This is a genomic window from Dictyobacter halimunensis (assembly GCF_036245075.1).
The window spans coordinates 3580116-3593701 of record NZ_BSRI01000002.1; the positions used below are offsets into that span (position 1 = coordinate 3580116).

12 protein-coding genes are annotated in these 13586 nt (G+C 53.9%); 6 read left to right on the top strand and 6 right to left on the bottom strand.

Annotation, left to right across the window (positions count from 1 at the left end):
* Positions 1-95 precede the first annotated feature (95 nt).
* On the top strand, positions 96-2105 hold the full coding sequence (locus AABA21_RS28855) for an acetoacetate--CoA ligase (protein WP_338255554.1): 2010 nt from the start codon (positions 96-98) through the stop codon (positions 2103-2105).
* Positions 2106-2175: 70 nt separating this feature from the next.
* Here the strand turns inward: AABA21_RS28855 and AABA21_RS28860 are convergent, their stop codons facing one another.
* Positions 2176-2703 carry a hypothetical protein gene (locus tag AABA21_RS28860; RefSeq protein WP_338255556.1) on the bottom strand — a complete coding sequence of 176 codons (528 nt, stop codon included), beginning with the start codon at positions 2701-2703 and terminating at the stop codon, positions 2176-2178.
* A gap of 42 nt (positions 2704-2745) precedes the next feature.
* The gene (locus AABA21_RS28865; RefSeq protein WP_338255557.1) at positions 2746-3981 is read right to left on the bottom strand and encodes a hypothetical protein; all 1236 of its coding nucleotides are present in this window, start codon (positions 3979-3981) and stop codon (positions 2746-2748) included.
* Between the two features lie 911 nt (positions 3982-4892).
* Between AABA21_RS28865 and AABA21_RS39535 the strand changes: the two genes are divergently transcribed.
* From AABA21_RS39535 to AABA21_RS28880, 4 genes are all read left to right on the top strand, one after another.
* Complete coding sequence (locus AABA21_RS39535; RefSeq protein WP_420917226.1) at positions 4893-5150, top strand: response regulator; 258 nt, start codon at positions 4893-4895, stop codon at positions 5148-5150.
* Positions 5060-5800: a hypothetical protein gene (locus AABA21_RS28870; RefSeq protein ID WP_338255559.1), complete on the top strand. Its 741-nt coding sequence runs from the start codon at positions 5060-5062 to the stop codon at positions 5798-5800. Before AABA21_RS39535 ends, AABA21_RS28870 begins: the two co-directional genes overlap by 91 nt.
* 401 nt (positions 5801-6201) lie before the next feature.
* Positions 6202-7308, top strand: a complete 1107-nt coding sequence (locus tag AABA21_RS28875) for a RecQ family ATP-dependent DNA helicase (RefSeq protein ID WP_338255560.1) — start codon at positions 6202-6204, stop codon at positions 7306-7308.
* Positions 7230-8423: an RQC domain-containing protein gene (locus AABA21_RS28880; RefSeq protein WP_338255562.1), complete on the top strand. Its 1194-nt coding sequence runs from the start codon at positions 7230-7232 to the stop codon at positions 8421-8423. Before AABA21_RS28875 ends, AABA21_RS28880 begins: the two co-directional genes overlap by 79 nt.
* A gap of 222 nt (positions 8424-8645) precedes the next feature.
* On the opposite strand, the gene AABA21_RS28885 is transcribed toward AABA21_RS28880, so the two are convergent.
* On the bottom strand, positions 8646-8846 hold the full coding sequence (locus tag AABA21_RS28885; protein ID WP_126596890.1) for a hypothetical protein: 201 nt from the start codon (positions 8844-8846) through the stop codon (positions 8646-8648).
* A 237-nt stretch (positions 8847-9083) separates the two neighbouring features.
* Here AABA21_RS28885 and AABA21_RS28890 point away from each other — a divergent pair, with 237 nt between their 5' ends.
* Positions 9084-9752 (top strand): DUF4870 domain-containing protein, encoded by a 669-nt coding sequence (locus AABA21_RS28890; RefSeq protein WP_338255563.1) that lies wholly within the window; start codon positions 9084-9086, stop codon positions 9750-9752.
* A 103-nt stretch (positions 9753-9855) separates the two neighbouring features.
* On the opposite strand, the gene AABA21_RS28895 is transcribed toward AABA21_RS28890, so the two are convergent.
* From AABA21_RS28895 to AABA21_RS28905, 3 genes are all read right to left on the bottom strand, one after another.
* Positions 9856-11298 (bottom strand): serine/threonine protein kinase, encoded by a 1443-nt coding sequence (locus AABA21_RS28895; protein WP_338255564.1) that lies wholly within the window; start codon positions 11296-11298, stop codon positions 9856-9858.
* Between the two features lie 179 nt (positions 11299-11477).
* A complete protein-coding gene (locus tag AABA21_RS28900; protein ID WP_338255565.1) occupies positions 11478-12134 on the bottom strand; it encodes a nitroreductase family protein in 657 nt (218 codons plus the stop codon).
* Positions 12135-12192: 58 nt separating this feature from the next.
* On the bottom strand, positions 12193-13380 hold the full coding sequence (locus tag AABA21_RS28905; RefSeq protein ID WP_338255566.1) for an alpha-hydroxy-acid oxidizing protein: 1188 nt from the start codon (positions 13378-13380) through the stop codon (positions 12193-12195).
* Positions 13381-13586 lie beyond the last annotated feature (206 nt).

Consider the following 13586-nt stretch of genomic DNA (forward strand, 5'->3'; position numbering starts at 1 on the left):
AACGGTTGAATGAAAACTATGCGGTTTTCGCTCAACCCTATATATTACCAGAGCTACCCATACTGCAATGTTTTATTAGGAAAGGCAGCATGTATATGGAAACTCCATTGGGCAAAGATCAGCCTCTCTGGTCCCCATCTGAAAAAGACAGGCGAGAAGCGAATATATCGCAATATATGCATTGGCTAACGCAGGAACGTGGCCTGCATTTTGAGAATCGTGAAGAGCTCTGGCGCTGGTCTGTCGAGCATCTGGAAGACTTTTGGGCCTCCATCTGGTCGTATTTTCATATCCAGGCCTCCCAGCCCTATACGCAGGTGCTTGCCGAGCGTAAGATGCCGGGCGCGGACTGGTTTGCGGGTGCGAAACTGAATTATGCCGAGCATGCGTTTCGCCACGCCACGTCCGATCGACCGGCGATGATATTTCAATCTGAACGGCAGGGCCTGACAGAAATCTCCTGGCAGGAACTCAAGCGCAACGTGGGCGCCGTCGCCCATGCCCTGCGTGCCATGGGGGTGCAAACGGGCGATCGCGTCGTGGCCTATCTACCAGACATTCCAGAAGCGATCACCGCTTTTCTGGCCTGTGCCAGTATTGGCGCTACCTGGTCGAGTTGCTCTCCCGATTTCGGTACCAGCAGCGTCATCGATCGCTTCAAGCAGATCGAGCCAACCATCCTCTTCGCGATTGACGGCTATCAATACAACGGAAAGACCTTTGATCGCAAAGAGGTGGTCAAAGAACTGCAGCGTGAGTTGCCGACGCTGCAAAAAGTCGTGCTGGTCCCGTATTTATACGCCGATGCCTCGGCCGCCGACATCCCCAACGGACTCCTCTGGTCTGATGTGGTGCGTGAAGAGGCGGAACTGGTTTTTGAGCAGGTCCCCTTCTCCCATCCGCTCTGGGTCCTGTATTCATCGGGAACCACGGGTCTGCCGAAGCCGATTGTGCAGGGGCATGGCGGTATACTGCTAGAGCATCTCAAGGCTCTGACGCTGGACGTAGACCTCAAGCCTGGTGATCGCTTCTTCTGGTTTACCACGACCGGTTGGATGATGTGGAACTTCCTGGTCGGCGGCCTGCTGGCGGGCGCGGTCACCCTCCTTTATGATGGCAGTCCGGGCTATCCCAATATCGAGACGCTCTGGCGCTTTGCGCAGGAGAGCAAGATGACCTTCTTCGGTACCAGCGCCAGCTATATCACCTCTTGTATGAAGGCCGGGATCGAGCCAGGACAGACCTATGATCTGAGCCAGTTACGTGGCCTGGGTTCGACGGGCTCGCCGCTGCCCCCTGAAGGTTTCCGCTGGATTTACGAGCATGTCAAAGAAGATTTATGGGTGGCATCCGTCAGCGGTGGTACCGACGTCTGCTCCGCGTTCATCACGGGCTCCGTCCTGCTCCCCGTTTATGCTGGAGAACTGCAGTGCCGCTCTCTGGGCGCCAACGTACAATCTTTCGACGAGGAGGGCCATCCCCTGATTGACGAGGTGGGAGAACTGGTGGTGACGGATCCCTTACCCTCTATGCCCCTCTATTTCTGGAACGATCCTGATCAGCAACGCTACCAGGAAAGCTACTTCGCGCAGTATCCCGGCGTCTGGCGGCACGGAGACTGGATTCGCATTACGCCCGAGGGGAGCGCCGTCATCTATGGTCGGTCCGACTCCACCATCAATCGCATGGGTATTCGTATGGGGAGCAGCGAGATCTACCGTATCGTCGAGGGTCTGCCAGAGATCATGGATAGCTTGATTGTCGGGGTTGAACTGCCGCACGGCAATTATTACCTGCCGCTGTTCGTTGTACTGCGCGAAGGTGTCCAGCTGGATGAGACGTTGAAAGCAAAGATCAAGCAGGCATTGCGCTCCAACATCTCACCACATCATGTGCCCGACGAGATTCTGGTGATTCAGGAGGTGCCGCGCACCCTGAGCGGGAAGAAACTAGAGGTACCCGTGAAAAAGCTGCTGATGGGCATTCCCGCCGAAAAAGCTGTTAGCGTTGATGCCCTCAGCAATCCCCGGTCCATCGACTACTTCCTGGATGTCGCCCGGCGTGTGGCCGCGCTCAAACAGGAATCAGTAGGAGAGGCAAAATAAGGAACGCAAGGGAGGAAGGGACTGACACCGATCGTCGTCAGTCTCTTCCTCCTCTTAAGTTCTTAAGTTCTTATTCTACCGCCTCTGCGGATTGTGGCTTGAGCAGGGAGTGGCGATAACGATGCTGGGTCCCGATCCAGATGGCGATGAAGACGAGCGGTGAGGCTCCAATCAGCCAGGCCAGCCAGGGCTGCATGGCGCCCGGCGCGCCTACCGTGACAGCGATGCTGGCATGGCCGGAACCCTGAGGGCCATCCAACTGGACAATAATGTTCCAGGCGCCCTGAACGGGAATATGGACGCTGGCTCGCAGACTGTCATCTTTGCCCCCCACCGCCTGGAGCGTCGTCGGTATCTCTGCCCCATTGGTGCCGGGTCCCGGCTGCACAATAACTTTTCCAGTCAACTTCTGCGCGCTATTGTGTGGCACAACGGTAACGTCAAAGGCTTCATCCACATAGGGAGGATCTTTGGAAAGGCTCACGTTAACAATGTAGGCCCCCGCTGCCACCGTATCTGTGCGTGCTGGCTTGCTCGCCGCGCTGGCACTGCCCGCCAGCAGAATGAGCAGACTGATCCAGATCAGGCTGAGACGCATAAGCGTAGAAAGCACCTTATACATAGCATAACCTCGTATGGTTTAGCGCTTGCTCCAGCGCCAGATATCTCCAAAATCCTCGCCTAACCATGCACCCAGTGCTCCAAAAGCCATAGCAATGAATAAGGAAATGATAACAATAACGGCCATCTGAACCGGCTCAAAGGGAACCCCTTTTTCTGGCAAGAAGATGGGGGCGTAAGGCGTGTAATCGCGCAGAATCAGCGGGGTGAAGAATACGATGGGTAGGGTTACTATGATTCCTTGAATGATTGTTTGCAGCATTGAACTATTTGGACTACCCGTCTTGCGCACGCGCAGGTAGGCGATCCCGTCGATAATCACAGCCGAAAGCAGGAAGGCAACGGGAAGAAACGCGTAGTCCAGGCGGAACTCAGGCACCAGGTTGGCAACGCGATAAGGAATATCCTGTTGCGCGACCGCTACGCGAATGGCCCAGGGCACAAACAGCTCCACCACCAGGGTGTGCAGGAAGAGGACGAATGTGAGCAGCGTGGCGATCCCGACCCGCTGGGTCGTGCGTAACCCGGCCAGCATAAACATGACACAGCCAGCTATGAGTGGAAGTGGATAGGTAGAGATATGGATCGTACCAACCGTGACCACTGGAAACTGCAGGAAGCCGGTCAACACATAATTCATAATGCTCCCCATCGTCATGATAATTCCCAGTTCCAGCGCGGTCAGCCCCAGGAAGCGCCGGGGTGCGCCCCCGGATTGACGCTCAATGGCCGCCTCCGACGCAAAGACGTAGACCATACCCAGCATGCCAATCAAGCCACCGGTTACTCCCATCATATGGAAAGGGGCCCATAGCGCGATATCGATGCCATAGAGTTCGTGCCAGTAATTATCCAGCGGTGCCGCGATCAACGCCAGGAGCGCCCCGAAGCCGAGCACGCTAAAGCCCAGGGGAGCGTGGAAGAAACGAAAAATAGGTACCGTCGAGGTATCATCTACCCCGGGAACGCGACGTCGATAGCGAAACGTTTCTATCAGCACAACGGCCAGGGCCAGCAGGCCCGCCCCGGCCACACAAGAATAGATCAACGTATGTGGTGGAGTCCAGAACTGATCCCGTCCAACAAATGCATGCCACTCTCGATCCCAAACGGCCCCCAATTCGCCCTGCAGCAAGAACAGGAGCAAGAGCCAGGCACTGACACGGCGCAACCGGCGTTCCCCTACATTTTGCGAAACCCGTGCCAGCTTAATTGATGTGGCAGATAACGTTGAATGGACTTCTGTACGAGCCATACAGCGATCTCCTATCGTGAAAAATAAAAGTACAAAGATAAGGTAAAAATGAAAACGGATTCATCAGTTACTGATGTTTACGGAGAGAAGATCTGTTGGGTGAAATCCTTCTCCATACAGTTCTGATGTATATTTAGCCCCTTGTATTTTAGCGTACCATATATTTTTTTACCATGCTATCGCCTTACATCTGCTAGCGCTGCTTAAGACGAGTGCCCCACATGTGCGGCCGCACCAACCCACAATAGATTGCTAAGTGGGTTCGGCCCTTGCGGCCGATTTCTCCTCCCCGCATGAATTTGCATCTCACAATCGTTCCCGTGGTCCTCGCGTTTGGTGGACATTGTTGTTATTTTGAGGTGGTGCATTGGGGGCGCGGATGCGCCCTCAATGCACCACCTCAAAAAACACGGTGGCCGCTGCGCGGGGGCGCTCAAGCCCGCCACAAAAGCAAAAACAGAATAAGCCACCCTCTTATCCACCTGAAGGTGAAAAATGAAGCCAGCGAAAAAAGGCGGATAGCTGGATATCTGGCGAAAGAGTACATTTTGGTAGAGGAGAGTTTGTATATTTGCCTAAATGCTAATGAGGATGGTAATATGTTCCTTACTAACTAAGATAGTTGTTGCTTGCTTTTATGTGTACTCGCGCACATAGAGTTGGCCAATCTACTTGAATATGATATGCGTCGTGCTCCTTTTTAGGTGATGAAGAAGAGTACCTCATCCTCATGGCAGAGCACTATAGTTGTTATCCCGATTGTGGCTAGAGGCGACTATTCTACCTATGCTAAGAGAAACAAGTATATGTAGTGATTGCTTGGGATGAGCAATTGACGAATTGGGGGTGTGCGTATGGTAACTGCGCCTAAGGTGCTAATCATTGATGATAGTTCGACCCAGTGTTTGTATATGCGGCAAGCGTTGCAGAGCGCTGGTTACCAGGTGCTAGTTGCTAATGATGGTCCAGAGGGGCTGCGCATGATGGCGCATGATGCTCCCCAATGCCTGGTGCTGGATATTATTTTGCCGGGCATGAATGGTTTTGAGGTGTGCCGCCATCTACGCTCACAGGAAGCATGGCGCACGCTACCCATCATTATCGTAAGCTCCAAAACGCGTCTTCAGACCGTTTCTGGGCTATGCGACAGGGCGCGAATGCCTACCTGACCAAGCCGTTTAAGGGTGAAGAACTGGTCGAGGAGGTAAGGAAGGTTGTGGCGGATCGACCCCGCCAGCGCAATACCTCATTGCGGCCCGAGGGCGGTGCAACGACGGGCTCGCAGCGGCCTGTAAATCCGAATACCCCCTTGCCTGCTGGTGGCTGGGGTACAGCACCTCAACCATCGATTAAAACGCCTCAGGCCTCTCCTATGCATGCCAGCAACGGCCAGGATTTGCAATCAAGCTCCCAATTTACCTCTTTACGACATGGCGGCATCAGGCCAGGCAATGCTAACACCTCATATTCACCGGGAAATACTGGTCAGCCACCAGTGCCGCCACGTCGTTTGAATGAAACTGGTCCCCAGCAACCGGTCAAGGTGTACTCCATGGGTGCCTTGCCCCTGCTGATCCCTCGGCGCGTCGAGGGGGCCGAAATGCCGTTCATCAACCAGCAGGAGCGTCTATCACCAGCTGAGCACCGGGCGCGTCAGCTTTACCTGGCTATCGACGGGCAAAAGAATATTGAAGAGCTCACTCATACCATCCACATAAATAGGGAAGAGCTCGTCAGTGCCCTCAGTATGCTTATTCAGCAGCAACGTATTCTGCTCTATGAGCCGGGTGGCCGCCTGGTCGATAGCTCCTTCCTGTAAGGTGAGTGTGTCAGACACACTTTTTACAGGGGGCGTGATAGCTTCCGCACGCGCGTCCACTGCGCGGCCGCACAAGTCCATTGTGTGTTGGTGCATGCGGGGCGCCTCAGCGCCCCGCATGCACCAACACACAATGGACTTGTGAGTACCCCCGTACGGGTGGTTGCACCACCTTAAATGACTATGGAGCACCAGCGGTGCGAATGCTGACTTTTTGATATAATTTGATAAAATATGGTTTAGTGTGTGATACTTATACTAATTCGTATGGATAATGTGGGTTTATTGATTGAGCGGAGCCAACTCCGAGCGAGTGGCGCCGCCTTATTGTTCGCGGGTAGTAAGCGGGCATTGGTGTAGGATGTTGGGAGTGCGGAGCATTTAGATGGAGCAGGAGTATATTGAAATTGTTGCATGTCGATCAAGCGCTAAAACAGTATTTTGGATATGATACCTTTCGGCCAGGACAAAAAGATGTTGTGGAAGCGGTATTAGAGCAGCAAGATATGCTGGTATTGATGCCGACCGGTGGTGGTAAATCACTCACGTATCAGTTGCCGGCTTTGCTTTTGCCGGGACTTACCATAGTTGTTTCCCCTCTGATTGCCTTAATGCAAGACCAGGTAAGTCGTTTGCAGGCCAATGGTATTGAAGCAACATTTGTGAATAGCTCATTGTCGTATGAAGAAGGCGCCCGGCGTGAGCGGGCAGCCATGAGCGGGCAGACCAAACTTCTCTATGTTGCTCCTGAGCGCCTGTTGAAACCCAGCTTCCTCACCTTCCTTGAACACGTGAAGAAGACGGTTGGCCTGTCTTTGCTGGCCGTCGACGAGGCGCATTGTGTCAGTGAATGGGGACATGATTTTCGCCCCGAGTATCGCCAGATAGGCACGCTGCGCACACGTTTCCCCGAGTTACCGATTCTGGCGCTGACCGCGACCGCCACGGCGCGTGTGCGGCGCGATATCCTTGAGCAATTAAAGCTACGCCAACCCATTACCCATATCGCCAGCTTTAACCGTCCCAACCTTTCCTACGAAGTACGCAAGAAACACAAAGGATCGTATGGGGAACTGGTACAGATTCTCCGTCAGAAACAGGGTGAATCGGTCATCATTTATTGTCTGAGCCGCTCGGGCGTTGAGAAGCTGAGCGCCGACCTGCAGGCGGATGGCATCGATAACCTGCCCTATCACGCGGGACTCTCCCCACGCGTGCGATCAGACAATCAAGAGCGTTTCATTCGCGACGATGTACCCGTACTGGTCGCGACGATCGCCTTTGGCATGGGGATCGCCAAGCCAGATGTGCGGGCCGTCATCCACTATGACATGCCAAAAACCTTGAGGGGTACTACCAGGAATCCGGCCGTGCCGGGCGCGATGGCCAGCCAGCCGATTGCATCCTCTTCTTCAGCTATGGGGATCGCATGCGGGCGGAATACTTCATTACGCAAAAAGAGAACGAGCAGCAGCAAGCCATCGCGCTCAATCAGCTACAACAGGTGATCCAATATAGTGAGAGCACGCAGTGTCGCCGCCGCCTCCTGTTGAGCTACTTCAGTGAAGAGCTACCAGAGGGCAGCTGCAACAATTGTGATAACTGTACCCGCTCGATAGAGACCGAGGATCGCACCGAGGATGCGCGCAAGTTCCTGACCTGCGTCTACCAGACTCGTGAACGCTTCGGGCTCAACCATATCATCGATATCATTCGTGGCGCCAACACCCAGAAGATCCGTGACTATCACCATAACCAGCTTACAACCTATGGCTGTGGCAAGGAACGGAGCCGTGATTCATGGATGGCCATCGGCCATGCCCTGTTGCAGCAGCATTTCCTGACGGAGCGACGCGATAATTATCCAACCTATCACCTGAACTCCAATTCAGTAAAATTGCTCAAGGGTCATGCAGAATTCTATATGGAGGTCGAGGCTCGTCCCACGTACAGCATGCCCGCCACCGTGGCGGACGCGGTCAATAACCAGCCATTGGACGACAACCAGAGCGCCCTGCTGCAGAGTCTGCGTGCGTTGCGTAAGCGCCTGGCCGATGAACTGGGTGTGGCCCCCTACGTCATCTTTACCGATACCGCTCTGCTGGGGATGGTCCACAACCTGCCGACCAGCGAGCCCGAATTCTTAAAGATTCCAGGCGTTGGCCAGAAAAAGCTGCAATCGTACTACGTCCCCTTTACCAATGAAATCAAAATCCACATGGGCCAGCATCCCGACCTGGTTCCTGTTCCGCAGCCAGCGGATCAGCAAAAGCCGACCGAGACGACCAGGGCGCCTTCCCGTGCGTCCCAGCAGGCACGCGGCAACGCCGTTGGACTGGCCCAGCAAGGCTTCAGCCTGAACGAGATCGCCAAGGCCTGCGATCGCCAGCCCGCGACCGTGTTAGATTATCTGAGCAGCGCCCTGGAAGAAGGGGAGCAGTTCGATCTGAGCAACCTGGTAGCAGCGGATCACTATGATGTGATCGCGCAAGCGATCCAGGAGGTCGGGGATGCCAGGCTCAAACCGATCAAAGAGCATCTGGGCGACGACTACTCGTATGATGAGATTCGCCTGGTGCGGGCGCAGCTGCGCGGCCAGCAGACCCAATCATTCGCCAACTAATATGTCCTGCAAGTCGTTTCGCGCCTTCGGCGCTCACAGGAATTCTAAGAAGGACTAAAAACGCTGCTGCCAGAACGCGCGTTCTGGCAGCAGCGTTTTTAGTCCTCCTTAATAAAAGAGGGCGGTCGCGCATGCGACCGCCCGCCCAGAGGTGCTCACGCACAAAAAAACCTATCAGAAAATCATTGTCTGATAGGTTAGCCTGGTAAGGCAGGAGTCACATTAGCTGACAAAATCTGTCAATTTGCCGGTTTGAAATAACCAGCGCGTGAACTCGAGACGACGATGATCATCGGGGGTTTGATCCAGTTCGCCTGGGATAAAATGCTTGCGGAACCTTGTGATACGATCGATCTCTACATGGCTGAAGCCCGCCTTACGCAGCACCTCTATTGCTTCTTTGTGATCCATATAGTGAAACATACGCGTCTCCTTACCAGAACCTGGTCGCCTCACAACGCATTAGTGCTCCTACTTTCAATACGAATATTGCTCCCCGTTAGATATACATTCTTGCTTCAATTTTTTGCCGATGAGTTGATATTCTCTCCTTTTTTGCTGAGAATATGATAAAGCACTTTTCGCTTCCCTCTAACCTTTCTGATACACTGGCGTAATACATGTAGAAATGTTTTTCGTTATGGACGGAGGGATGCTCTCATGAGTACAAATCCTAATCAAAATCAACAACCCGATCCATCCAGACCATATAGTGGCTATGGGGGATATAATCCATCGAATCCAGCTGATGACCCCTATGGGGCAAATCAGCCTCAGCCCGGTGTGGGTGCGCGGCAAAGCGACCCTAGTTACGTATATGGGCAGGGTGGTCAACAATATACATCCGGGCAATATCAGCAGCAACAACAGCAACAACAGCAGCAATCCAATGCCTATGTTCCTCCCAGCAGCGTGAGCCGGGGGAGCAGCGGACAAAGTCAGGGCATAATTGACTCCAGGGCGAGACGCAATGCGTTGTTGAGCTATCTGGGATTGTGTTTTACCGGCATTGTATTCTTTTTTATCGGTCGCAAAAATAGTTTTGTGCGCTTCCATGCCGCGCAATCTATTGTCGTGTTCACTCCTCTTATCATTCTGTATGGTATTGTTTCCGCCCTGGCAAAGTTCATCTCAGGGATCTTTATCGTAGGTGCCCTGGTTGGATCTGCCTTTAGCTGTATCGCTTTCTTGATTGGAGCCGCGATCTTTGTCCTGTGGGTCTTTTTGATGTTTCAGGCGTATCGTGGGGTCAGGTTTAAGCTGCCGGTTGTCGGCGATTACGCGGAAGCACTGATGGCGCGCTTCTCCAGGAAGGGAGCTAGCATCTAGTTTTATGAGGAATTGGAGCAACACAATGGGTGGGTGCATCTGCACCCACCCATTGTGTTGCTCCAATTCCTCATAAAAAATGCGATTCATACTCTCCTTAGCACTAGAATCCCGACATATGTGGGGCAAGCAAGATGGTTGTGGAGAAGAAGCAGAGGGCGAAAACGAGGTATATCGCCGTGAAGATATAGCCCAGCGTCAGTCCAACCGTCGCGGTGCTCGCGCTGGTGCCTGTTTGGCTGGCAAAATCGCGTCCTTTATGCCCGAAAACAATGCCCAGCACCGATGGTGCCAGAAGAAGCAGATAGGCAAATAAGGCAGTTGGAATATGCTGTTGTAGCAGAGGGAGGATCTGTGTTGAGGCCAGGCATAGGAATGGTGGCATAAAGATGCCGACCAGGCTGCACAGAATACTATACAGTTGATAGCGGTTGGCTGGAGGCGGTGTTGTGCTCTGTGCGAACGGCGAGGAGGCATAAAAGATCTGTTGCTGCTGTACAAATGTAACTACCCCGGCGTTGCTGGGCATAGGAGTGGATGGCAACGGTTGTGCGTAGGCGGCCGTCTGAAAGGCCCGGGAGAGGCTCGGCCGGTAATATTGGCTGGAGAGGCCTTGTTGATAGTAATGGATCCTCGAAATTTCTTGCAGGGATTCCCGCACCTCGGCCATCGAGTCGGGACGCTGCTGGCTGTCCAGCGTCACCATGCGCTGCAGCAGGGTATCCAGTTTCGCCACCGCCTGCTGATGGAGATTGGAGAGCGGAGCGAAGGCAAAAGGAGATTGACTGGGATCGCTACCAGTCATCAGTTGATGGAGAATTGCTCCCAGGCTATAGATATCTGAGCGTGGCGTCGTCTGTGCCTTCCCATATTGTTCTGGCGCGGCATACCCTGGCGATCCAAAGGGGATGGTATCCTTCGGCTTCCCCTGCTTGAACTGGCGGGCGATGCCAAAGTCAATCACATAGATATAGCCTCCGGACGTTACCATGATGTTGGCGGGCTTGAGATCGCGAAAAATAATCGGCGGCTGATTGGAATGGAGATAGTCCAGCACATCGCAGAGGATGATGCCGATGTCCAGCACCTCTTCCAGGCGAAACGGCATCTGCTGATGACGTTCCAGGTATTTTTCCAGCGTCTCCCCCTCTATGTAATCCATGACCATATACCAGCACTCGGCATCCGAAAAATGCCGATAGAGGCGGGGAAGGCTGCGATGGGTTAATTTTGTCAGAATCGTCACTTCACGATTAAAAGCGTCGGTCGCCTCGATCTTCTCCTGTGTTGAGAGCCCACGCAGGCTGACAGCTTTGACCGCGACGGTTTGATGGGTCTGGATATCCTCAGCGCGATAGACGATGCTAAAGCCGCCCTCACCTACTTTATTCAGCAGCCGATAGCGTTGCTGGAGAAGAATCTCTGATGCCGTAGTAGCGGCAGGCGCCTCCGCATCTGCAAGGGTGTGGCCACAGGCAAAACAGTATACCTCCTCTTTGTGATTGCTTGCTCCACAATGGGGACAATAGATACCTAACTGTTCCATGCGCCCTCTATCTAGCTCAAGATATAGCAATTATATTTTTCGCATGTTTATAGTATAGTAAAAAACATGGACTATAGTCCATGTCAAATGACTCATTCACTTTATGAAAATAAAGGTTTTTATGGCTTGTGACGATGCCCACCATCGTCACAAGCCATAATTTTTGAGCTATGGGGATTCTACCAGTTATTCCAGTGGATGATTTTATCGAGTGGCTGGCGCGCGCCGGCTTTAAAATCGGTACCCAGGGTGTAGGCGACCGGGATCAGGGAGGTCTGGGTGATCTTCTCGTAGGGGATGCCTAGGAGCTGCGCCGCTTCCTTTTCATAGGGCAGGTGCAGGGTTGTCCAGGCTGTTCCCAGACCTCGTGCGCGCGCGGCCAGCATGAAGCTCCACACGGCGGGTAGGATGGAGCCCCAGACGCCCGCCTGCTGCTGGGTAGAGGCACCGTCGAAGCGGCCACGCATGCAGGGGATTACGTGTACAGGTACTTCGTGCAGGTGTTCCGCCAGGTAGTCCGCGGAAGAGGCCACGCGCTGCTGAACCTGAGCCAGCTCTGGCTTGCTAGCCTTGAGCTTTTCAATGCTTTCAGCGGCGTTGAGGCGATACTGGCTAAAGCTTTTTCGATATAGCTCGGCCAGTCCCAGGCGTTTCTCGGCATCGGTCACCACCACGAAATGCCATTGCTGGCTATTGCTGCCGCTGGGCGCCTGGGTCGCGATCTCAATGCATTCTTTTACCAGCTCCGGTTCAACCGGGCGTGCCAGGTCCAGGCGCTTGCGTACGGCGCGCGTGGTCGTCAAAAGCTGGTCGGGTGTCAGATTAAGTTGGGACATACGATGTTTCCTCCATGCTCTTTTTTACGATACTGATGAAATGTCATCGTAGAACATTTTATGCTGCCGGACGTTCATTTACCAGCAGAGACGCATCTAGCTGACTGATTGAAGAGAAGCCACTCACCGCCAGCGTCAGATCCAGGTCCGCCAGCAGATTCTGGAGCACCTGCTGCACTCCGGCCTCGCCGTCGAGGGCCAGTCCCCAGATATAGGGCCTGCCGAGCAAGACCGCCCGCGCGCCCAGCGCGATGGCCTTCAGCACGTCCGAGCCGCGCCGGATGCCGCTATCGAAGAGGACAGGGATCTGTCCCCCCGCGGCCTCAACCACAGCTGGCAAGGCGTCCAGCGCCGCTCGCGATCCTCCTACCTGGCGTCCACCATGATTGGACACAATAATGCCATCCATGCCCGCATCAATGGTTTGACGGGCATCATCTGGATGCAGGACGCCTTTCAGGAAGATGGGGAGGCTTGTATGCTGCCTTAAGAAAGCGAGCTGGTCCCAGGTCAATGACGGATTGAGGAAGATCTCAATGAAATAGCGAATAGCCATGGCCGGATTTTCTTCTGGCGACTGAGCCAGCGCCTGACGGAAGATCGGATCGCTGAAATAGTTGGCAAGTCCTTCACCCTGTAAAAAGGGAAGGTACGCGTTCTGGATATCCTGCTCACGCCAGCTAAGTAGCCTGGTGTCCAGCGTCACGACGATGGCGCTATAGCCTGCCTGTTCGGCCCGGCGCACAAGGCTGGCGTTGAGGTCTGGATTTTTGCTCCAGTAGAGCTGAAACCAGCGGGGCGTGTCAGCAAGCTCCTGGGCGACCGCTTCGATGCTACGCGAGGCGGCCGTACTGAGAATTATTGGTACCCCGGTCGCGCGTGCCGCCCTGGCCACCGCCAGCTCGGCCTCGGGATGGATAATCGATTGCACGCCGATGGGGGCCAGCAACAGTGGTACGGGCAGCTGCATGCCCAGGATGGTGGTGGATAACTGGCGCCGGGAAACGTCGCGCAGCATGCGTGGAAGGATGCTCCAATGTTGGAACGCGCGCAGGTTGGCCTGCATCGTATCATCCATCCCGGCCAGGTAGCCAGCGGCCTTCTGACTCAGGTGCGCCAGTGCTTGCTGCTCCAATGCCTCAGGTGAGACAGGGAGCGAAGGAAGCTGTCCCTGTAATCCCTGCATATAGACCTGCATCTGCCGTCCAAGACCATAGGATGGAATGCTTTGTTGATCATCTTTCATGCGTCAACCCCTTTGTGCCGCCTGGCAAGAGAGAACAAATACAACTGGTTACTATCGGTGACATTGTATCACCACCGTCTTGAGGGAGTATACGCAGCATCAATGCATGAAAAATTTTTAATGTATATGTGTGATAAAACCACAGATATGTATTGAAAGAGTAATCAAGTAGCAGTGTAAAATTTACATATATAAATTGACGATAG